The sequence below is a fragment of the Kosakonia sp. ML.JS2a genome (assembly GCF_025642095.1).
In the GTDB taxonomy this organism is placed as follows: Bacteria; Pseudomonadota; Gammaproteobacteria; order Enterobacterales; family Enterobacteriaceae.
Genome location: NZ_CP106754.1, coordinates 3975600 through 3996402 on the forward strand (window position 1 = coordinate 3975600; position 20803 = coordinate 3996402).

Consider the following 20803-nt stretch of genomic DNA (forward strand, 5'->3'; position numbering starts at 1 on the left):
ACCCTCTCCCGAGACGGGAGAGGGTTGAGGAGAAAATTACGCCTGGTGTCCTGGCGTCGGTTCATCCCCTTTCAGATCGCGTTTCACTTCAGTCAGCTCATCACCTTTTACATTACGCAGGTGTACTTCAAGCTGATTAAAGGCGATATCAATGTTGTTCTCGCGGCACAGTCGGTCGATGGTACGGTTGAGCTCATCCACCGTGTAGCTGCGATCGCGCAGTTCACGAACATACAAACGCAGTTCATGATCCAGCGTGCTCGGGCCGAAAGTGGTAAAGAACACCGACGGCTCCGGATCGTGCATCACTTTCGGGTGATCCATCGCCGCCTTCAGCAGGACTTTTTTCACTTTATCCAGATCGGAGCCGTACGCGACACCGATGCGAACCACCACACGGGTAATGGTATCGGACAGCGACCAGTTGATCAGACGCTCCGTAACGAAGGCTTTGTTCGGGATAATCACCTCTTTACGATCAAAGTCGGTGATAGTGGTGGCGCGAATACGAATTTTACTGACGGTCCCGGAGAAGGTGCCAATAGTCACCGTATCGCCAATGCGCACCGGGCGTTCGAACAGAATAATCAGGCCGGAAACAAAGTTACCGAAGATTTCCTGTAAGCCGAAGCCCAGGCCTACGGATAACGCCGCCGCCAGCCATTGCAGTTTGTCCCACGATACCCCTAACGAGCCGAACACCGTGACGGCGCCGACCGCGATAATGGCGTAATTGAGGATGGTGGTCACCGCATACGACGAACCCTGTCGCATATTCAGCCGCGAGAGGATCAACACCTCCAGCAAACCCGGTAAGTTGCGGATCAGCGCCCAGGCCACGATAAAGACGATCACCGCAAACAGCAGGCTGCCCAGCGTGACACTCTTCATGACTGCCGCGCCCGCTTCCGTACCGTTGTAGTGCCACAAGGTAATGCTGTCGAGATACGCAAACACCGAGATCAAATCAGACCAGATGGCCCAGAACACCACGCCAAACAGCGCAACCATCACCAGCATGGTGATACGCAATGTCTGCTGGTTCACCTGCTCCAGCGCGATGGTCGGTTCTTCCTGCGGCTCAGCGCCTTCCGCCCCCTCTTTCACCATGTTCTGGCGACGCGCCAGCGCACGGCGATAAGCAATACGACGGGCAGCAACGCTCAGACCACGCAATACCGTCTGGTAGAGCAGGTTCCAGATAATCACCAGATAGACCGTTTCGATCCAGCGACCGGCAAGACGCAGCGTGGTGTAAAAGTAGCCCGTTGCGGTCAGCACCATTAACGCTATGGGTACAATCGCCAGCACGGTCACCGTCACCAGGCGTATGCTGTGGGACTCTTTGTCGCGCCAGCTTTCGCGGAACATCGGCCAGACCAGTGCGGTGATCAGCAGCAGGTTAAGCAGGATGACAAACTGCCCGGCAACGTCATCCATCAGATGCAGCGGAGAGAGCTCCGACACCACCGACCAGAAATGCAGCGGCAACAGCGCCAGGCTGATGCGCACAATCTGCCGACGCCAGTGGCTGGTAAGCTGCTCAGGCATATTGAAGTGGCTGACAGCAACGCCATTCTTTTCCAGTACTTTCCAGCACAGGCCAAACACCAGCCAGAACAGCGCCAGTTTTTTACTGAAAGCCCACAACAGCTCGCTGATATTAAGCTGCATGGTAAGCAGGATCAGCCCGATCGCCAGAATCAACAAACAGACCGGCATCGCGCGGATCAGATCGATCAGAATCGCTTTCGGGGTATGGAGCTGGCTGTCATTGCGTAACTGCCCAACCTGATCCGCCAGCTTCGCCTGGTATCCTTTTAGCCAGTTCAAACGCCAGCGAATAAGACCGGCAACCAACAACAACGGTAAACCGGCCAGGAAGGCAATCGCCACCGCAGGCCAGGCTTTCTCCCAGTTAACGGTGATCTTCGCGGATTTAATCTGATCGTGCAGCGCCTGCGGGAAGGCTTTAAACCAGTCCCAGTCCATGGGTTTATTGCTGTTTACCCAGAAGATCTGCTGGGTCAGGATATCCTGCAAGCTGTTGGAAACGCTCATCAACTGTTGCTGGTTAACCTGCAGGTTAATGGCCATCATCAGTTGATTGCCGAGCTGCTTGTTCAGTTGATCCAGCAGCTCGCGGCGCATATCCACCACTTGCAGGAGCGCATCGTGCACTTCATCGTTGACGTCGCTCTGATGGCCTTCCTCCAGTTTGGCGACAAAGGCATCGCTCTGGAACAGGGCATCACGCTGTTGGTTGACATCGAACTGCTCAATACGCAGATCCGCAATGCGGTTAGTCATATCTTTCAGCTCGTCCGCCGACGGCAGCGTCTGCTGTTGCTGATACAAAATGCGTGACAGCAGCAGGCTGCCCTTCAGCACCGCAATTTGCTCTTTGATATTGCGTTCAGACTGCAGCGCGCGATCCAGCCAGTTTTTCACTTTGATATTTTGCTGGACCAGCGAGTTGCCGTTCTCTGTTGCAGTGATCAGCTTCTGGCTCAACTGATGGTTGATCTCCAGTTCTTGCTTCACCAATGGATTCTCTTGAATACGCGCGGTTTCATCCGGCGTTACTGCTTGTTGCGCGGTTTTTTCCGTCAGCGTCAGACGTTTGTTATTTACCGCTTCTTGCAGCAACTGCAACTGATGCTCAAGACGGTTACCGTTCGCGGTAACATAGTCGCGCTGTTTTTGCAGCGTATCCTGCAGTGTGGTGTTGCCTTCGAGGCTTTTACGCAGTTGTTCAATTTGCGCATTCAATAACGCCTGCTGCACCTGCAACAGCGCCTGTTGCGTGGGTCGCAATGCCCCCTCGCCTGCCGACGTGCCGTTCAAGCGGTTGCGGATTTGCTGCAACTGCTGCGACGCGGTGTACATGGCGTTTTGCACGCGTTCCGGCTGCGTCTGCAGCGACACCAGTTGACTGTTATAGGTGGATAGATCGTTCTGTGCGGTTTGCAAATCTTCAAGCAATTGCGACATGCGGGATTCAAGCTGGCGCAAAGAGAGCGTCGCCAGCGTCTTACGCGTTTCGTCGTCATTGTCTTTATCGCCCAGCGCGTTCAGCGCATCCGTCGCCTGACGCATTTTGTCCGGCGCCTGTGCGACTTTCTGCTTCAGCAATGCAGTTTCTTGCTTCACCCGGTCAATTTTATCGAGGGCATCCAGCGTCTCGGTCAGATCCTGAATGACCCGCTTGTCCTGCGCCGAGTGATCTTTTTGCTTATTCAGTGCGTTGAGCTGATTTTGCACATCGGTGCGGGAAGGTAAGTCGTTACTTGTCTCCGCCCAGGCAACATTGCCCAGCAGGCTTGCGATGACAAGAAACAACGCGGCAGCAAAAGCTGCAAACGTATTACGCGTGCGATTGTTGTGCGACATAATTTGCGTGATCGGTTTCTGTACGGGAAAGGTGGTCGGGATGACCACGCGCGAAGAATATCACGCCGTCATACAACAACCTAGAACCGTGAGAAGCCTCCAGGAAAAATCCTGGCGGCTGAGCGTTTACGCGTTTAGCGTCTCGCGATCGCTGCGCAGCGTCGGGCAGAGCTGGCACATCTCCAGCAGGATGGCCACGTAGTCTCGCGCTTCTTTTTTTAAATCAAAGGATTGCGGTGCAAAGAGCCAGTTTTCCATTATCCCGGATATGTACGCGCGCATCAGCACAGCCACCCGCCGGGTCAGTAAGTTGGCCGGCAACAATTTTGCCTGAATACATTCTCTCAGCGTATGCTCGATGCGATCATAACTTTCAAGGCTCAAATTACGCTGCGCTTCCTGAACAATCGCCATTTCGCCAACAAACTCACATTTGTGGAAAATGATCTCCATCATTAAACGACGTCGCTCTTCAACAACTGTCGCTTCAAGGATATAAACCAATATTTCTCTTAAAACAGAGAGTGGATCGTCGGGGAATTTTGCCCGATACTCAATCTCAAGATCGCCAATACTGGACTCTGACAGCTCCCAAATTTCACTGAACAATTCCGACTTGTTTTTGAAGTGCCAATAAATCGCGCCGCGAGTCACACCCGCCGCCTGCGCAATTTCCGCCAGCGAAGTAGAAGAAACACCCTGCCGGGAAAAGAGCCGCATGGCGACATCAAGAATATGCTGTCGCGTCTCCAGCGCCTGTTGTTTGGTTTTTCGTGCCATATGTTAGTGAATTTACAGGAGTCAGATTTACATACATTTGTGAATGTTTGTACCATAGCATGACGATAATATAAACGCAGCAATGGGTTTTTGGGCATTTGATCCATTGATCAATTTGAAATCGGACACTCGAGGTTTACATATGAACAAAAACAGAGGGTTTACGCCTCTGGCGGCCGTTCTGATGCTTTCGGGCAGCTTAGCGCTTACAGGATGTGATGATAAACCTGCGCAGCAGGGAGCGGGCCAGATGCCGGAAGTTGGCATCGTCACGCTGAAATCAGAACCTCTGCAAATCACCACGGAATTACCGGGCCGAACCACTGCATATCGCATTGCAGAAGTGCGTCCTCAGGTCAGTGGCATCATTTTAAAACGCAACTTTACTGAAGGCAGTGACGTTGCAGCAGGTGTCTCGCTCTATCAGATTGATCCCGCAACCTATCAGGCTGCTTACGAAAGTGCGAAAGGCGATCTGGCCAAAGCACAGGCGGCGGCCAACATCGCTCAGATGACGGTCAATCGTTATAAAAAACTGTTAGGCACGAAGTACATCAGTCAACAGGATTACGATACTGCGCTGGCGGATGCGCAACAGGCGGATGCATCGGTTGTCGCGGCGAAAGCTGCCGTTGAAACCGCACGTATCAACCTGGCGTATACAAAAGTCACATCGCCAATCAGCGGGCGCACCGGAACCTCAACGGTAACGGAAGGCGCGCTGGTGCAGAGCGGGCAAACCACAGCACTGACCACCGTGCAGCAGCTTGATCCAATCTACGTAGACGTGACCCAATCCAGCAATGATTTCCTGCGCCTGAAACAAGAGATGGCGAACGGTACGCTGACTCAGGAAAACGGCAAAGCGAAAGTGGAGCTGGTGACCAACGACGGTGTTCAATATTCACAAAGCGGTACGCTTGAATTTTCCGGCGTGACGGTTGACCAGACCACCGGTTCAATCACGCTGCGTGCGATTTTCCCGAACCCGGATCACACGTTGCTGCCTGGCATGTTCGTTCGCGCCAAACTGGAAGAAGGCACTAACCCTAATGCGTTGCTGGTACCGCAGCAGGGCGTAGCCCGTACTCCGCGCGGCGATGCGACGGCGATGGTGGTTGGCGAAGGCGACAAAGTTGAAGTGCGTAACATCGTCGCAAGTCAGGCGATTGGCGATAAATGGCTGGTTACCGATGGTCTTAAAACAGGCGATCGCGTGATTATCGCTGGCTTACAAAAAGTCAAACCGGGCGTGCAGGTTAAAACCCAGGAAGTGACATCTGACAATAAACAGCAAGCCCAGGCCGGCGGCCAGTCAGAGAAACCGAAGTCTTAACTTAAACAGGAGCCGTTAAGACATGGCTAAGTTTTTTATCGATCGCCCCATTTTTGCATGGGTTATCGCGATTATCATCATGCTGGCGGGGGCGTTGTCGATCCTCAAATTGCCGGTAGCGCAATATCCAACGATTGCGCCGCCTGCGATTCAGATCACCGCGTCCTACCCGGGTGCTGATGCGAAAACGGTGCAGGATACCGTGACGCAGGTTATCGAACAGAACATGAATGGTATCGATAACCTGCTCTATATGTCTTCCACCAGTGATTCCTCTGGTACGGTACAGATCACCATCACGTTTGATTCCGGTACCAATGCGGACATCGCGCAGGTTCAGGTGCAGAACAAACTGCAACTGGCCATGCCGTTGCTGCCGCAGGAAGTACAGCAACAAGGCGTGAGTGTTGAGAAATCATCCAGTAGTTTCCTGATGGTTCTCGGTATGATCAGTACCGACGGTTCCATGACGCAGGAAGATATCGCGGACTACGTCGGTGCAACCATTAAAGATCCGGTCAGCCGTACCTCGGGTGTGGGTGACGTTCAGCTGTTCGGTGCACAGTATGCAATGCGTATCTGGATGGATCCGAACAAACTCAACAACTTCCAACTGACGCCAGTTGACGTGATCTCCGCGATTACTGCGCAGAACGCCCAGGTGGCAGCCGGTCAGTTAGGCGGTACACCGCCGGTGAAAGGGCAGCAGTTGAACGCCTCCATCATCGCACAGACCCGTCTGACCTCAACGGAAGAGTTCGGCAAGATCCTGCTGAAAGTGAACACCGATGGCTCGCAGGTTCGCCTGCGCGACGTGGCGAAAATTGAGCTCGGCGGCGAAAGCTATGACGTTGTCGCTCGCTACAATGGCCAGCCAGCGGCCGGTCTGGGGATCAAACTGGCGACCGGCGCTAACGCGCTGGATACCGCAGAAGCGGTGCGCGCCACGATTGCCAAACTGGAACCGTTCTTCCCGCATGGTCTGAAAGTGGTTTACCCGTACGACACCACCCCGTTCGTTAAAATCTCGATTAACGAAGTGGTGAAAACGCTGGTTGAAGCGATCGTACTGGTGTTCCTCGTCATGTACCTGTTCTTGCAAAACTTCCGTGCAACGCTGATCCCGACGATCGCGGTGCCGGTGGTGCTGCTCGGGACGTTCGCGATACTCGCCGCCTTTGGCTACTCCATCAACACTCTCACCATGTTCGGTATGGTGCTGGCGATAGGTCTGTTGGTGGACGATGCCATCGTGGTGGTGGAAAACGTCGAGCGTGTGATGATGGAAGAAGGCCTGCCGCCAAAAGAGGCGACGCGCCGTTCCATGGGGCAGATTCAGGGTGCGCTGGTTGGTATCGCACTGGTCCTGTCGGCGGTATTTATCCCGATGGCCTTCTTTGGCGGTTCGACCGGGGCAATCTATCGCCAGTTCTCCATTACGATCGTTTCCGCGATGGTGCTGTCTGTTCTGGTCGCCTTGATCCTGACGCCGGCGCTGTGCGCCACGATGCTGAAGCCGGTTGCCAAAGGCGACCACGGTGAAGGCAAGAAAGGCTTCTTCGGCTGGTTCAACCGCATGTTTGAGAAGAGCACGCATCACTACACCGACAGCGTGGGCAACATCCTGCGCAGCACCGGTCGTTATTTGCTGCTGTATATTCTCATCGTTGCGGGAATGGCGATTCTGTTCGTTCGTCTGCCCAGCTCGTTCCTGCCTGACGAAGACCAGGGCGTATTTCTGACCATGGCCCAGTTGCCTGCGGGCGCAACGCAAGAGCGTACGCAGAAGGTGCTGGATGAGGTAACGAAATATTATCTGGAAAATGAGAAAGACAACGTTAACTCCGTATTTACCGTTAACGGCTTTGGCTTCTCTGGTCGTGGGCAGAACACCGGTCTGGCGTTCGTTTCGCTGAAAAACTGGGATGAACGTCCTGGTGAGCAGAACAAAGTTCCGGCGATTGCAGGTCGTGCAAGTGGGCACTTCGCGCAAATTAAAGATGCGATGGTGTTCGCCTTTAACCTGCCAGCGATTGTGGAACTGGGTACGGCGACAGGCTTTGACTTCCAGCTGATCGACCAGGCGAACCTGGGTCACGATAAGCTGATGCAAGCCCGTAACCAACTGTTCGGTGAAATTGCGCAGCATCCTGACTTGCTGGTGGGCGTACGCCCTAACGGTCTGGAAGATACGCCGCAGTTCAAGATCGACATCGATCAGGAAAAAGCCACGGCGCTGGGCGTCTCCATCAGCGATATCAACACAACGCTGGGTGCAGCCTGGGGCGGCAGTTACGTTAACGACTTTATCGACCGCGGTCGCGTGAAGAAAGTGTACGTCATGTCGCAGGCGAAATTCCGTATGTTGCCAAGCGATATCGGCAACTGGTATGTCCGTGCAAGCGATGGGCAGATGGTTCCCTTCTCGGCCTTCTCCAGCACGCACTGGGAATACGGTTCACCGCGTCTGGAGCGTTACAATGGTCTGCCATCCATGGAACTTCTTGGACAGGCAGCACCAGGTAAGAGTACCGGTGAAGCAATGGCGATGATGGAGCAACTGGCCAGCAAACTGCCGACCGGTATTGGTTATGACTGGACGGGGATGTCCTATCAGGAACGTCTCTCCGGTAACCAGGCGCCTGCGCTGTATGCTATTTCGCTGATTGTGGTGTTCCTGTGTCTGGCGGCATTGTATGAGAGCTGGTCGATTCCGTTCTCAGTGATGCTGGTGGTTCCGTTGGGGGTTGTGGGTGCACTGCTCGCCGCAACGTTCCGCGGTCTCACCAATGACGTGTACTTCCAGGTTGGCCTGCTGACAACCATTGGCTTGTCGGCGAAGAACGCGATACTTATCGTCGAATTCGCCAAAGATCTGATGGATAAAGAAGGCAAAGGGCTGATTGAAGCAACACTGGAAGCCGTGCGTATGCGTCTGCGCCCGATTCTGATGACGTCACTGGCGTTTATCCTAGGGGTACTGCCGTTGGTTATCAGCTCCGGTGCTGGCTCCGGTGCGCAGAACGCCGTGGGTACCGGCGTAATGGGCGGGATGATCACTGCAACCGTACTGGCTATCTTCTTCGTTCCGGTGTTCTTTGTGGTGGTACGTCGCCGCTTTAGCCGCCGCAGCGAAGACATTGAACACAGCCATAAGGTTGAGCAACACTGATACCTCCCGGTATCTATATTAGAAAAGGCCGCGCGTAGCGGCCTTTTTCATTTCAACGCTCACACCAGGAAAGAACTTATTGTCAGTTTGTTTATTTCATGCGAAAGATATAAGGCATATAATTACTGTGTATTTGAGGTACATCTTATCTCTTAGGTATTATTCTTAATTATCACCTGCATTCTGTTTAAGTAAGAATAATCCTGGCTGAATTATTCGCGACAGCGGAATAACCCCGTTTTCGCTAACTTAATGAATAGTAAGGAACCTCGGGCAATAACGCTCATAAACACAACAAAATTCGCCCTCAAATCGCGCAATTATTTCGCCCCTCGTCGGCAGAAAAAGACAATAATTGTAATTTTTCGTAATAGCGCAATGAAATTCGATTAGGACTGTCTTATAGTTATAATCAATCAACAGCGCAGCATTAGTCTCTGGTCAGAGCAGAAGTACCCATCCCGATACAGTGTTCGGTTAGTAAAAAAATTACCACTCAGAAGGGGATGCGTTATGGACGAATACTCGCCGAAAAGGCATGATATCGCACAGCTCAAATTTCTCTGCGAAACTTTGTACCATGATTGCCTCGCTAATCTCGAAGAGAGCCATCATGGTTGGGTTAACGATCCTACTTCAGCAATCAACCTGCAGTTAAACGAGCTGATCGAGCACATCGCAACCTTCGCGCTCAATTATAAAATTAAGTATAATGAAGATAATAAGCTGATTGCACAGATAGACGAATACCTTGATGATACGTTTATGTTGTTCAGCAGCTATGGCATAAATACACAAGACTTACAGAAGTGGCGTAAAACAGGCAACAAACTGTTCCGCTGCTTCGTCAATGTGAGCAAGGCTAATCCTGTTAGTCACTCTTGTTAATATTTCAACACTAAGGTGAAAGTATGTCCGAAAAACCATTAACAAAAATTGATTATTTGATGCGGTTACGGCGTTGTCAGACTATTGATACATTAGAACGCGTAATTGAAAAAAATAAATACGAACTTTCAGACGATGAACTTGCGGTGTTTTATTCTGCAGCCGATCACCGACTGGCAGAGCTGACTATGAATAAGCTTTATGACAAAATCCCCTCCTCCGTGTGGAAATTTGTACGCTAATTCTCTGTCCTGTTTATTTACGTTTTTTTCTGTAACACAGCGTTCAGCCTCATTGACAGGTGTATCCGATCCCGATGAATGAAGAAAAACAGAAAATGGTGGCAGGCTTGCCGTATCAGCCCGCAGATGAAACGCTGCGCGCAGACCGACTCCGCGCCCGCCAGCTGCTTCATCGTTATAACCATTCAGCACCTGAAGAAAAAGCCGAACGCAAAGCCATACTGACGGAACTCCTCGGTCAAAGCGATGGCGCTTATATTGAACCCAGTTTCCGCTGCGATTATGGTTACAATATTTTCCTCGGCAAAGAATTCTACGCCAATTTTGACTGCGTCATGCTTGATGTTTGCCCTATCCATATTGGCGATAATTGCATGCTGGCGCCTGGTGTACATATCTACACGGCAACACATCCGCTCGATGCGGCTGAACGCATTAGCGGTATTGAATACGGCAAGCCTGTCAGCATAGGGCACAATGTGTGGATTGGCGGCCGGGCCGTGATCAATCCCGGTGTAACGATCGGAGATAACGCGGTGATTGCATCGGGGGCGGTGGTGGTGAAAGACGTTCCCGCAAATGCGGTCGTCGGTGGCAATCCTGCCTGCATTATTAAAATGCTGGCCTCCCCGGTTCAGTAACTGTTATCGTTTTTTGGGGCAAAACTGTTACTTTTTTCACACAAAGTGGCAACTTAAAATAGTGTGTCCACTTGCAAAACCGTATCAGTAAAGGCCAAAAATGACAGAGATACAACGGCTGCTCACCGAAACGATTGAAGAGATCAACCAGCGCGAGAAACGGGATAACCGTCCACGCTTCAGCATCAGTTTTATCCGCAAACATCCGGGCCTGTTTATTGGCATGTACGTAGCCTGGCTGGCGACGCTCGCGGTTATGTTGCAATCAGAAACCCTGTCCGGCTCCGTCTGGCTGCTGGTGGTCCTCTTTATTGCCTTTAATGCCTTTTTCTTTTTCGACGTCTATCCCCGTTATCACTATGACGATATCGACGTACTCGATTTTCGCGTCTGTTATAACGGCGAGTGGTACAACACCCGTTTTGTGCCCGCAACGCTGATTGATGCCATCCTGCATTCACCTCACGTTGAAACAGGGCACAAATATCAGTTACGGCAGATGATGGAGCGCAAAGGCGAACTCTCGTTTTACGACGTGTTCACCCTCACCCGCCCTGCTGTTGTACAACCAGGCGGTTAAGCGTACGCACTGCCGCGGTAAACTGGCTGGCGGACGTATTGCCATAACCCAACACCAGCCCGCTGGATGCAGCGTCTGGTTGCAACCAGAAACGGCTCAATGCGTGCGGCGCAAGCTGTGCTTTCCGCGCTTCACGCACCACCGCCACATCATCGATTCCCGGGATCGACAACGTTAAATGCATTCCCCCGCCGCCGCCGTAAACGCGATGTGGAGCCGTCATCTCTTGACGCAGCGCCGCCAGCAGATTCCCCTGCCGCTTGCGGTAAAGACGGCGCATGGCCGCCAGGTGGCGAGCATAATGCCCATCCTCAATAAAGCGCGCCAGCGTAAGCTGCTCGCCGCGGTGACCACCCCGTAATAAACTGCTAATCGCCGGCCTGGCCACCTGTGCGAGTGCGGGCGGCATCACCATAAACCCAATACGCAGCGACGGAAACAGAGTCTTACTGAAGGTTCCTATGTACACCACCGGCGGATGGGGGCGCATGCCAAGCATGGCCGGAATAGGATCGCCGGGGTAACGGAATTCACTGTCATAATCATCTTCTACAATCCAGCCTCCCGTTCGCTGTGCATAATCCAGCAGCGCGAGACGCCGCGTCGCACTCATCACCTGGCCAAGGGGATACTGGTGCGACGGCGAGGTGTAAATCATACGCGGAGATGTCGCATCGGTACTCAGCACCATGCCTTCATCATCAATGGGTCTGCCGCTAATCTGTAACCCGGCAGACAAAAACGCGCTTTTCGCTCCACCATAGCCAGGCTCCTCCACCCAGGCATGATCCCCCTCATCACACAGTAAACGTACGCACAGCATTAATGCTTCCTGCGCCCCTTCGGTAATGACGACCTGTTCCGCTTCGCAATTGATGCCGCGAGAGATAGCGAGGTGACGGGCGATGGCGGTACGTAAACGTAACTCTCCCGCCGACTCGCCATAGTTCAGCAATGTGCTGCCTTCGCCGCGCCATACACGCTCCATCAAGCGCCGCCATACGGCCAGCGGAAAATAATTCACCGCCGGAATGCCGGGCGTCAGCGCCAACGCCGGTGAGTGCCGTTGCATACCGCCGGGCAACGCCTGCATACGCCGGGCCAGCGCCACTGGCGGCAGACTCTCAGGCCTGGCATCCCCGTTCGCCAGCGTTAATATTCGCGTTCCCTGCCGGTCGCGCAGCACGTACCCTTCTATCGCCAGTTGCTCCAGCGCCGCATTCACCGTATTGCGCGACAGCGCCAGTGCCTGCGCCAATACCCGCGACCCCGGCAACTGGCTATTCGCCTTCAGCGCACCGCTAAGCACCGCATCACGCAATGCCACATATAACACCCGCTGCCGCGTTGCCCCTGCACGGGCTGTCAAAGCCTGATGCAGCAGCGCGTACAACCCCTCTTCCGGAATATTCATTTCGTGTCTCTTCGTGGCCCCATAAAACTATATCCTTATGGTTCTTTTTATGGAACCAGCACGGCGCTACTCTGCCTGTTCAGCGAAAAGGAGGCACCATGAGTCCGTTAAATCACTATCAACAACCCATCGGCAGCGCGTTACCCGACTGGCAACCCCGCCCTTTCCCACAGCGCATTGTGCTGGAGGGGCGTTATTGTCGCCTTGAACCGCTTGCCACCCGGCATGCCAGTGCCCTGTTTCAGGCGCATCAACAGGCAGAAGATGAACGCAGCTGGACGTGGCTGTTGCGTGACGCGGATAAAGATGAAGCCTCGTTCCGCGCGTGGGTGACCAGCGTCTGCGAACTGCGCGATCCGCTGCATTTTGCCGTTATCGATAAGCGAACGGACTCGCCGGTGGGCAGCCTGTCACTGATGCGTATTGATGAGAAAAACGGTGTGATGGAAGTGGGCAGCGTGCATTTCTCTCCGCTGCTGTCGCGCACGCCCGCGTCAACCGAAGCGCAGTGGCTACTGATGCGCTACGCCTTTGATACCCTGGGGTATCGCCGCTATGAGTGGAAATGTCACAGTCTGAATGAGCCGTCACGCCAGGCAGCGCTCAGACTCGGTTTTCAGTTTGAAGGCCGTTTTCGCCAGGCGCTGGTCACGAAAGGCCACAACCGCGACACCGACTGGTTTTCGATTATAGACAGTGAATGGCCACACGTTGATCGGGCTTTGCAACGCTGGCTTGCCGCCGACAACTTCACCGCCGACGGCAAGCAACGTTTCCCCCTGGCGTCATTACGCGCTTAACGTTTTTTCTTTTTGCCCTGCACCGCTTTAAAACGCGGATTGGATTTACAAATCACATATAAACGCCCCTTGCGCTTGACGATTTGGCAGTCAGGGTGGCGTTGTTTTGCGCTCCGCAACGAGTTCAGCACCTGCATGGTTTATTCCTTTTTATCCGTGAAAAAACGGCCATAACGCTGCTGGAAACGTGCCGCGCTGCCTTCGTTCGCAATCACTTTCTGTTTGCCGGTGTAATACGGATGCGAAGCGGATGACACATCGATGGTGACATACGGGTAAGTGACCCCGTCGAGTTCAATCTCACGATCCGTCCTGATGGTGGATCCGACTTTGAAGTATTCATTTGCGCTGGTGTCGTGGAACACCACCGTCCGGTAGTGGGGATGGATATCAGGTCTCATTATGGGCTCATTTGTTTTGTTATAACATAACAAAAGTTTACCCAACTTAATTTCGCATTTCAAGCGATCCGCGTTATGCGTTTTTTGCAAAAGCACATGATCCTGCCCGGTCATAAATTAGAAAAGAACGTTATTGGTTGAATGCGTTGCCATCAGGCAAGCTGTAAACATCACCCAATGCGAGGAATGAAAAATGCGCTGTTGTTGTCCCCGAACCCTGAAATCACATAGAAAACTGTTACCTATTGCCTTCGGAGAACACAATGAACGCAACAACATTACCGATCCTCGATCTTGCCCGCTATCACGGCGCTGAACGCGACGCTTTTCTTACCGACCTGCGCCACGCTGCGCGCGATATTGGCTTCTTCTACCTGATTAATCACGGCGTCGACGACGCACTCCAGCACGCTGTCCAGCGCGAAGCGCAACGTTTCTTCGCCCTCTCTGACGAGCAAAAGCAGCAGGTGGCGATGATCCACTCGCCACATTTTCGCGGCTACAACCGCGCCGCGTCTGAACTGACCCGTGGGCAACCCGACTGGCGCGAACAATTCGATATTGGCGCAGAACGCCCGGCCTTATTGCTTAGCGATGATGATCCCGGCTGGCGACGCCTGCAAGGCCCGAACCTGTGGCCGCAAGCGCTGCCAACATTAAAACCGGCGCTGCTCAACTGGCAACGCGCCATGACCACGATGGCGACCCGTTTATTACGCGCTTTTGCCGAAGCCCTGCAACTGCCCGCGACAGCGTTTGACGCACTGTATGGCGACAAACCCAATGAGCATATCAAGCTGATTCGCTATCCCGGCCAGCAAGAGACACAAAGCGCACAAGGTGTGGGCGCGCATAAAGACTCCGGTTTCCTGAGCTTTCTGTTGCAGGATCAACAGAAAGGGTTACAGGTCGAAGTGGCGCCAGGTCATTGGATTGATGCCGCGCCGCTGCCCGGTAGCTTTGTGGTGAATATTGGCGAGTTGCTGGAGCTGGCGACCAATGGCTACTTGCGCGCCACTGTGCACCGGGTCGTTTCTCCGCCAGCCAACCAGCAGCGGCTCTCCATTGCGTTCTTCCTCGGCGCGCAACTGGACGCCGTGGTGCCGGTTTACACCCTGCCACCCGTCCTGGCACAGGAAGCCCCCGGTCCGGAGAGCGATCCGCACAATCCACTGTTGCGCGATGTGGGGTGGAATTACCTGAAGGGACGCCTGCGATCCCATCCGGATGTTGCAGAACGTTATTACCGCGATGTGCTGCGCGAACGCACAGAACAATTGATCGTCTGACCATAACAACACAGGAACACACATCATGAAACATGCCGCTTTTACTCTGGCAGGGGTAGCACTGTCTCTTTCACTGGTATGGACTTCCGCGCAAGCCGACGCGCTGCGCGTCGCCGCCGATCCGGTACCGCATGCCGAAATTCTCAACTACATCAAAAAGATTGATCCGAAGCTGGATCTGAAAGTGGTGGAACTGACCAGCGGCGCCAACGCCAATGAGCTGCTGGCAAACGGCGATGTCGACGCCAACTATTTCCAGCATGTGCCCTACCTGAAAGATCAGGAAAAAGCGCTGGGTAAAACCTTTGCTGTCGCCGCCACGGTGCATATTGAACCACTCGGTATCTATTCGCATAAATACAAAGACTTTAAATCCGTGCCGGATAACGCCACCGTCGCCGTTCCCAACAACGCCACCAACTTAAGCCGTGCGCTGTTCCTGCTGCAAAGCCAGGGACTGATTAAACTGGCGGCGAAATTTACCGATCCGGCCACCACGCTGGCGACCCCGAAAGACATTGCCGAAAACCCGAAACACCTGAAGATCCTCGAAGTGGAATCGCCGCAAATCCCGCGTTCGCTGGATGATGTGGATCTGGCGGTGATCAACGGCAACTATGCGCTGGAAGCAGGCTTAACGCCGTCGAAAGATGCGCTGGGACTGGAAAGCGCCAGCCACAATCCGTATGCCAATATTCTGGTCACCAACCCGCAACTGGCGAACGATCCACGCATTAAGGAGCTGGCGAAAGATCTGACCTCGCCGCAGGTGGCGGAGTTTATCCGTAAGCAGTACAACGGCTCGGTGATCCCGGTTGCGCCGCAATCATGATTGAGATTGAAGGGCTGAGTAAAATCTACGCCGGAGCAGGCCGACCGGCGTTAAAAGATGTGTCGTTAAGCGTGCCGAAAGGGGCAATTTACGGCATCCTCGGGCGCAGCGGCGCGGGAAAAAGCACGCTGATCCGCTGTCTGAATCTGCTGGAGCGGCCCACAACGGGCCGCATCATTGTCAATGGCAGCGACATTACGCAACTGGATAAAGCCGGGCTGCGCGAACACCGTCTGCGTACCGGCATGATTTTCCAGCACTTCAATTTACTGCATGCGCGCACGGTGGCCGACAATGTCGCCGTGCCGCTGGAAATCGCTGGCGTACCGAAGGTGTTGCGCCAGGCTCGCGTTGAAGAGTTGCTTTACCTCGTCGGTCTGAGCGAAAAAGCACAGGCTTTTCCTTCTCAGCTCTCCGGTGGTCAGAAACAGCGCGTTGGCATTGCCCGAGCGTTGGCCGCCAGACCGGATGTCCTGTTGTGCGACGAGGCCACCAGCGCGTTAGATCCGGAAACCACCGCCTCGGTGTTGCAACTTCTTGCCGATATCAACCAACAGTTAAAACTGACCATTGTGCTGATCACCCATGAGCTGGAGGTGGTGAAGACCCTCTGCGATCACGCCGCGTTGCTGGAAAACGGCGAAGTGGTTGAAAGCGGGCGCATAGCCGATCTGCTGGTCGCCCCCTGGTCGCGTCTGCGTCAGGCGTTATTGCATGATCCCCAGGCCGAGCGGGATTTCCTCGCCCGCCATGGTTTCGACGGGAGGCCCTTATGCGTGGTCGCATGAACTGGGAAGATCTCTGGCCATTGCTGGTCAACGGCACGCTGGAAACCCTCTATATGGTTGGGCTGGCGGCACTTTTCACCATCCTGATCGGTCTGCCGGTCGGCGTATTATTGTTTATTTCCCGTAGCAATGGCCTGGCGCCAATGCCAAAAATAAATGCCATCCTGGGCACGCTGATCAACATCGGTCGGTCGTTGCCGTTTATCGTGCTGCTGATTGCGTTGATACCTTTCACTCGTCTGCTGATTGGCACCACGCTTGGCAGCACCGCGGCGGTGGTTCCGGTAACCATTGGCGCGTTTCCCTTTTTTGCCCGCCTGACGGAAAGCGCGCTGGATGAAGTCGATTACGGGCGGATAGAAGCCATTCTGTCGATGGGCGGCAATATCTGGCATGTGATCGGCAAAGCATTATTGCCAGAAGCCCTGCCAACGCTGCTGGCAGCGATCACCTTAACCGTGGTGATGCTGATTGGTTTTACTTCGATGGCCGGGGTCATTGGCGGCGGCGGTCTGGGCGATCTGGCTATTCGCTATGGCTATCAGCGGTTTAACGATCAGGTGATGGCCGGAACGGTGATCATACTGGTTGTCATGGTGCAGGGGGTGCAAATGACCGGAGAGCGCCTGGTGCGCCGACTGGCGCACCGACGGTAACTTAGGCCTGCGTCTCTTTGCCCACCAGCAGGGTGGTAAGGATAAACGACAGCACCAGCGCGATCGCCACCCCGGAAACGGCAAAGATAAAATAGGGCCCAATGTAGGCAGGCAGGCTGAAAATGCTCGACAAAATATAGCCATACAGCCGCACGCCAAAGAAGGCAATAAACGCGGAAGCGAGCGAGCTGGCGACAGTGGCGGCGATAAACGCTTTTTTGTAGCGCGTCAGTACGCCAAACAGCGCCGGTTCGGTGATCCCCAACAGGGCAGAGATAGCCGCCGACAGCGTGACGGTTTTATCCTGGCGGTTTTTGCTCAGTCGCCAGATAGCAAACGTTGCGCCAGCAATCGCCATATTGGCCATAAACATCATCGGCATCAGCATGTCGTAGCCGCGTTCGCTAAAGTTTTGCAACGCAATCGGCGTCATCGCATGGTGCATGCCGGTGAGGATCGCCACCGGGCGGATCGCCCCGACAATCAACCCGGCAAAGCTGGCGGAGACACTGAACAACCCTTCGATAAACAGCGCCAGCCCTTTGCCCAGATAAATGCCAATCGGGCCAATCACCACCAGCGCCGCCAGCGCGCCGAGAAACAGCGTCAGGGTTGGCGTAAACACCGTTTTCAGCACATCCGGCATGATGCTATCGACCCAGCGATGAATATAACTGAGCGCCAGTATCGAGAAGATCACCGGGATCACGCTGGCCGAATAGTTAAACACCGATACCGGAACGGCGCTCAGCAGCCAGAACGCGCTCACTGCGCCGTCCTGATGCGCCGCCAGCGCTTTCGCGGCGTCAATCAGCGACGGGTACATCAGGCAAGCGGCAATCGCTGCGGCCAGATACTCGTTGGTTTTGAAGATCTTCGCTGCCGATACGGCAAGGAAAAAGGGCAGAAAATAGAAAACGCCGCTGGCGATCAAATCGATGATCACCACCGTGTCGCTCTTCGCCGAAACCACTTTCAGCGCAATCAACCCGGCAAGCAGGCCTTTGATCATCCCGGCTCCGGCAATGGCGGGCACAATCGGCCCGAAAACGCCGGAAACGGTATCCATAAACATCGACACCAGGCTTTTACGGGCTTTTCCCTGCCCTGCCGTATGCTCCGGCGCTTTCCCCAGCATGGCGAGCAGTTGCTCGTACCAGCTATTCACTTTGGGACCAATCACTATCTGGAACTGGTCGCTTTGCAACTGCGCGCCCAGCACGCCCGGCAGCTTTTTGATTTCGCCCTGGTCCACTTTGTTGTCGTCAATCAAGTCAAAGCGTAACCGCGTCATGCAGTGCCAGACGTTGTTGATATTATCTCGGCCGCCAACCAGGCGAATAATATTGCTGATGGCTTCTTGCGTCCCCATAAAAACTCCTGCCGGAATGTTGTCGTTTTAGTCATTGAGATAAATGGTAGAGAAAGCCAAATCTCAAAACAAACCAATAAAATATGAATCTCATCACAATTAACCACCAACAAGGCAATAAAAACACTTAATAATCAAAATTGGTACGGCTTTTAATTAAAAAATAAAGCAATAACAGACCAAAAAATTTATTACACAAAATGGTTTACCTTTCCGAAAAATTAGGGCGAAGATAATAGCGTTCAGTCGCTTATTTCACGCTATAAAGGAGTTCCCGTGACGCCAACGCTTATTAAAAATATCGAATGTTTTATTACTCGTCCCGACCGCCATAATCTGGTAACGGTGCGGGTCACAACCGATAAAGGCGTGACGGGGCACGGCTGTGCAACCTTCCAGCAGCGCCCGCTGGCGGTCAAAACGCTGGTTGATGAGTACCTGAAACCGTTGCTTATCGGGCGGGACGCCAACCACATTGAAGACCTGTGGCAAATGATGAACGTTAACGCTTACTGGCGTAACGGGCCGATTATGAATAACGCCATCTCCGGCGTGGATATGGCGTTGTGGGATATTAAAGGCCAACTGGCGGGTATGCCGCTCTATCAATTGCTGGGGGGGAAATCCCGCGATGCCATCGCTGCTTATAGCCATGCCAGCGGCGATACGCTGGAAGCATTGTTCGCCTCGGTGGATACGCTGATCTCACAAGGTTATCGCCATATCCGCTGCCAGCTCGGTTTTTACGGCGGTACGCCGGCGAAAATGCACACACCGGAAAACCCGACCGCTGGCGCGTATTACGATCAGCAGGAATATATGACCAATACCGTCGCCATGTTTAAAGCGCTGCGCGAAAAATATGGCTATCGCCTGCACATTCTGCACGATGTTCATGAACGTCTGTTCCCACAGCAAGCGGTGCAACTGGCGAAGCAACTGGAGCCCTGGCAACCCTATTTTATTGAAGATATTTTGCCACCCGCGCAAAGCGCATGGCTGGATCAGGTGCGCCAGCACAGCAGCGCACCGCTGGCGATGGGGGAGCTCTTTAATAACCCGGCGGAGTGGCACGATCTGATTGTGAACCGCCGCATCGATTTTATCCGCTGCCATATTTCGCAGATTGGCGGTATCACCCCGGCACTCAAGCTGGCCATCCTTTGCCAGGCCTTCGGCGTACGTCTGGCGTGGCATGGTCCGGGCGATATGACGCCGATTGGCGTGGCGGTGAATACGCATCTCAATATTCACCTGCATAATGCGGCAATTCAGGAGTTTATCCCCCGCTCTGCCAGCACCGACGACGTTTTCCCCGGCGCGCCAGTGGTGAAAGATGGCTTTGTTTACGCCACGGAAACAGCAGGTATCGGTGTGGGCTTTAATGAAGAGCGCGCACGCGCATTTCCGGGCTGCTATCGCCCGCATGAGTGGACGCAAAGCCGGATCGCCGATGGCGCGATCCACACGCCGTAGCTTCACCCGCCGCCCTGGCGGAACGTCAGATTTTCACGGTTGTGAGGAATAACGTACGTGCAGGTGTAGTTGATATCAATAATGTCGCTGATTTCATACACCTGCCCGCCTTCAAGAATACCGCGGTTATTGATGTGCATCGCCGGGCTGCCTTTTTTACACCCCAGCAGCGCCGCCTGTTCACGGCTCACGCTTACCGCGCGGTAGGTGGTCAGCAGGTGCGAAATGCGATACCCCTTACTGAGCACATACTGCTGTAGCGAGCGCTCAATCACCTGCTGATTCAGATCGGTGAAATCCCGTACCGGCATGCTGGACACTTCAATCTGCACCGCCACATCATCCACAAAACGCAGGCGGCAAAACTGCCAGATAAAACTCTCGTCAGTAAGACCAAAGATTTGCTGTTCATCGCGGTTCGGGCGTTTTTTATGCAGGCTAATCATGCGAAAGCGGATCTGATCGAAACGCTTTTCAGTGATCGAGTTGTACACCATCGGGTTATTGCGCGCCTGCTCGTTAATCCAGATGCCGGAACCCTGCACGATGCGGACAACGCCGATGCTGGCCAGTTTTTCCACCGCCTGACGGATGGTAAAACGCGATACGCCATACTCCTGCGCCAGTTGTCTTTCCGGAGGGAGTTTACGCGGGCCTGGTTCGCTGATTTGATAAATTTTGCTTAGCAAATCCTGCGTCACGAAATCTTTTTTCTTCATCCATCCGATCCTGAAAGAAAACAA

19 protein-coding genes are annotated in these 20803 nt (G+C 53.8%); 12 read left to right on the plus strand and 7 right to left on the minus strand.

The genetic code is table 11. The features are described from left to right. Positions 1-36: 36 nt before the first annotated feature. Together mscK and acrR are read right to left on the minus strand one after the other, a co-directional pair. The gene (gene mscK, locus N7922_RS18845) at positions 37-3393 is read right to left on the minus strand and encodes a mechanosensitive channel MscK (protein ID WP_263097756.1); all 3357 of its coding nucleotides are present in this window, start codon (positions 3391-3393) and stop codon (positions 37-39) included. Positions 3394-3519: 126 nt separating this feature from the next. Beyond that, the gene (acrR, locus tag N7922_RS18850) at positions 3520-4173 is read right to left on the minus strand and encodes a multidrug efflux transporter transcriptional repressor AcrR (protein ID WP_263097757.1); all 654 of its coding nucleotides are present in this window, start codon (positions 4171-4173) and stop codon (positions 3520-3522) included. 142 nt (positions 4174-4315) lie between these two features. On the opposite strand from acrR, the gene acrA reads away from it, so the two are divergent. From acrA to N7922_RS18880, 6 genes are all read left to right on the plus strand, one after another. Beyond that, positions 4316-5509, plus strand: coding sequence for a multidrug efflux RND transporter periplasmic adaptor subunit AcrA (gene acrA / locus N7922_RS18855; RefSeq protein ID WP_263097758.1), 1194 nt, complete (start codon positions 4316-4318; stop codon positions 5507-5509). Positions 5510-5531: 22 nt separating this feature from the next. After that, complete coding sequence (acrB, locus tag N7922_RS18860) at positions 5532-8681, plus strand: multidrug efflux RND transporter permease subunit AcrB (protein ID WP_263097759.1); 3150 nt, start codon at positions 5532-5534, stop codon at positions 8679-8681. 513 nt (positions 8682-9194) lie between these two features. Continuing rightward, positions 9195-9569, plus strand: coding sequence for an Hha toxicity modulator TomB (gene tomB / locus N7922_RS18865; protein ID WP_061497094.1), 375 nt, complete (start codon positions 9195-9197; stop codon positions 9567-9569). A 23-nt stretch (positions 9570-9592) separates the two neighbouring features. After that, on the plus strand, positions 9593-9811 hold the full coding sequence (locus tag N7922_RS18870; protein ID WP_061497097.1) for an HHA domain-containing protein: 219 nt from the start codon (positions 9593-9595) through the stop codon (positions 9809-9811). Between the two features lie 74 nt (positions 9812-9885). After that, entirely contained in the window at positions 9886-10452 is a 567-nt protein-coding gene (maa, locus tag N7922_RS18875) for a maltose O-acetyltransferase (RefSeq protein ID WP_263097760.1), read from the plus strand. A gap of 100 nt (positions 10453-10552) precedes the next feature. Further along, a complete protein-coding gene (locus N7922_RS18880) occupies positions 10553-11032 on the plus strand; it encodes a YlaC family protein (protein ID WP_263097761.1) in 480 nt (159 codons plus the stop codon). Here the strand turns inward: N7922_RS18880 and N7922_RS18885 are convergent. Then, positions 10998-12446: a PLP-dependent aminotransferase family protein gene (locus tag N7922_RS18885; protein WP_263097762.1), complete on the minus strand. Its 1449-nt coding sequence runs from the start codon at positions 12444-12446 to the stop codon at positions 10998-11000. The genes N7922_RS18880 and N7922_RS18885 overlap by 35 nt on opposite strands. A gap of 98 nt (positions 12447-12544) precedes the next feature. Here N7922_RS18885 and N7922_RS18890 point away from each other — a divergent pair, with 98 nt between their 5' ends. Continuing rightward, the gene (locus N7922_RS18890) at positions 12545-13246 is read left to right on the plus strand and encodes a GNAT family N-acetyltransferase (RefSeq protein WP_263097763.1); all 702 of its coding nucleotides are present in this window, start codon (positions 12545-12547) and stop codon (positions 13244-13246) included. Here N7922_RS18890 and ykgO read toward each other — a convergent pair. Together ykgO and N7922_RS18900 are read right to left on the minus strand one after the other, a co-directional pair. Then, entirely contained in the window at positions 13243-13383 is a 141-nt protein-coding gene (ykgO, locus tag N7922_RS18895; protein WP_088236752.1) for a type B 50S ribosomal protein L36, read from the minus strand. The two genes, N7922_RS18890 and ykgO, sit on opposite strands and share 4 nt — an antisense overlap. 3 nt (positions 13384-13386) lie before the next feature. After that, the gene (locus N7922_RS18900) at positions 13387-13647 is read right to left on the minus strand and encodes a type B 50S ribosomal protein L31 (RefSeq protein WP_061497109.1); all 261 of its coding nucleotides are present in this window, start codon (positions 13645-13647) and stop codon (positions 13387-13389) included. Positions 13648-13910: 263 nt separating this feature from the next. Here N7922_RS18900 and N7922_RS18905 point away from each other — a divergent pair, with 263 nt between their 5' ends. The 4 genes from N7922_RS18905 to N7922_RS18920 are packed head-to-tail and all read left to right on the plus strand — an operon-like array spanning position 13911 to position 17212. Next, entirely contained in the window at positions 13911-14936 is a 1026-nt protein-coding gene (locus tag N7922_RS18905) for an isopenicillin N synthase family dioxygenase (RefSeq protein WP_263097764.1), read from the plus strand. A gap of 25 nt (positions 14937-14961) precedes the next feature. Next, positions 14962-15768, plus strand: a complete 807-nt coding sequence (locus N7922_RS18910; RefSeq protein WP_263097765.1) for a MetQ/NlpA family ABC transporter substrate-binding protein — start codon at positions 14962-14964, stop codon at positions 15766-15768. Beyond that, the gene (locus tag N7922_RS18915) at positions 15765-16556 is read left to right on the plus strand and encodes a methionine ABC transporter ATP-binding protein (RefSeq protein ID WP_263097766.1); all 792 of its coding nucleotides are present in this window, start codon (positions 15765-15767) and stop codon (positions 16554-16556) included. Before N7922_RS18910 ends, N7922_RS18915 begins: the two co-directional genes overlap by 4 nt. Continuing rightward, positions 16553-17212: a methionine ABC transporter permease gene (locus N7922_RS18920; RefSeq protein ID WP_263100952.1), complete on the plus strand. Its 660-nt coding sequence runs from the start codon at positions 16553-16555 to the stop codon at positions 17210-17212. The genes N7922_RS18915 and N7922_RS18920 overlap by 4 nt, the downstream gene beginning before the upstream one ends. 1 nt (position 17213) lies before the next feature. Here the strand turns inward: N7922_RS18920 and N7922_RS18925 are convergent, their stop codons facing one another. After that, complete coding sequence (locus tag N7922_RS18925; protein ID WP_263097767.1) at positions 17214-18584, minus strand: PTS transporter subunit EIIC; 1371 nt, start codon at positions 18582-18584, stop codon at positions 17214-17216. A gap of 276 nt (positions 18585-18860) precedes the next feature. Here N7922_RS18925 and N7922_RS18930 point away from each other — a divergent pair, with 276 nt between their 5' ends. Further along, on the plus strand, positions 18861-20060 hold the full coding sequence (locus N7922_RS18930) for an enolase C-terminal domain-like protein (RefSeq protein WP_263097768.1): 1200 nt from the start codon (positions 18861-18863) through the stop codon (positions 20058-20060). A gap of 2 nt (positions 20061-20062) precedes the next feature. On the opposite strand, the gene N7922_RS18935 is transcribed toward N7922_RS18930, so the two are convergent. Beyond that, positions 20063-20779, minus strand: coding sequence for a GntR family transcriptional regulator (locus N7922_RS18935; RefSeq protein WP_263097769.1), 717 nt, complete (start codon positions 20777-20779; stop codon positions 20063-20065). Positions 20780-20803: the final 24 nt, after the last annotated feature.

Excerpts from the sequence above, each read along its gene's own strand:
- mscK (WP_263097756.1), bottom strand. The coding sequence starts at position 3,393 with ATGTCGCACAACAATCGCACGCGTAATACGTTTGCAGCTTTTGCTGCC.
- acrR (WP_263097757.1), bottom strand. The coding sequence starts at position 4,173 with ATGGCACGAAAAACCAAACAACAGGCGCTGGAGACGCGACAGCATATT.
- acrA (WP_263097758.1), top strand. The coding sequence starts at position 4,316 with ATGAACAAAAACAGAGGGTTTACGCCTCTGGCGGCCGTTCTGATGCTT.
- acrB (WP_263097759.1), top strand. The coding sequence starts at position 5,532 with ATGGCTAAGTTTTTTATCGATCGCCCCATTTTTGCATGGGTTATCGCG.
- tomB (WP_061497094.1), top strand. The coding sequence starts at position 9,195 with ATGGACGAATACTCGCCGAAAAGGCATGATATCGCACAGCTCAAATTT.
- N7922_RS18870 (WP_061497097.1), top strand. The coding sequence starts at position 9,593 with ATGTCCGAAAAACCATTAACAAAAATTGATTATTTGATGCGGTTACGG.
- maa (WP_263097760.1), top strand. The coding sequence starts at position 9,886 with ATGAATGAAGAAAAACAGAAAATGGTGGCAGGCTTGCCGTATCAGCCC.
- N7922_RS18880 (WP_263097761.1), top strand. The coding sequence starts at position 10,553 with ATGACAGAGATACAACGGCTGCTCACCGAAACGATTGAAGAGATCAAC.
- N7922_RS18885 (WP_263097762.1), bottom strand. The coding sequence starts at position 12,446 with ATGAATATTCCGGAAGAGGGGTTGTACGCGCTGCTGCATCAGGCTTTG.
- N7922_RS18890 (WP_263097763.1), top strand. The coding sequence starts at position 12,545 with ATGAGTCCGTTAAATCACTATCAACAACCCATCGGCAGCGCGTTACCC.
- ykgO (WP_088236752.1), bottom strand. The coding sequence starts at position 13,383 with ATGCAGGTGCTGAACTCGTTGCGGAGCGCAAAACAACGCCACCCTGAC.
- N7922_RS18900 (WP_061497109.1), bottom strand. The coding sequence starts at position 13,647 with ATGAGACCTGATATCCATCCCCACTACCGGACGGTGGTGTTCCACGAC.
- N7922_RS18905 (WP_263097764.1), top strand. The coding sequence starts at position 13,911 with ATGAACGCAACAACATTACCGATCCTCGATCTTGCCCGCTATCACGGC.
- N7922_RS18910 (WP_263097765.1), top strand. The coding sequence starts at position 14,962 with ATGAAACATGCCGCTTTTACTCTGGCAGGGGTAGCACTGTCTCTTTCA.
- N7922_RS18915 (WP_263097766.1), top strand. The coding sequence starts at position 15,765 with ATGATTGAGATTGAAGGGCTGAGTAAAATCTACGCCGGAGCAGGCCGA.
- N7922_RS18920 (WP_263100952.1), top strand. The coding sequence starts at position 16,553 with ATGAACTGGGAAGATCTCTGGCCATTGCTGGTCAACGGCACGCTGGAA.
- N7922_RS18925 (WP_263097767.1), bottom strand. The coding sequence starts at position 18,584 with ATGGGGACGCAAGAAGCCATCAGCAATATTATTCGCCTGGTTGGCGGC.
- N7922_RS18935 (WP_263097769.1), bottom strand. The coding sequence starts at position 20,779 with ATGAAGAAAAAAGATTTCGTGACGCAGGATTTGCTAAGCAAAATTTAT.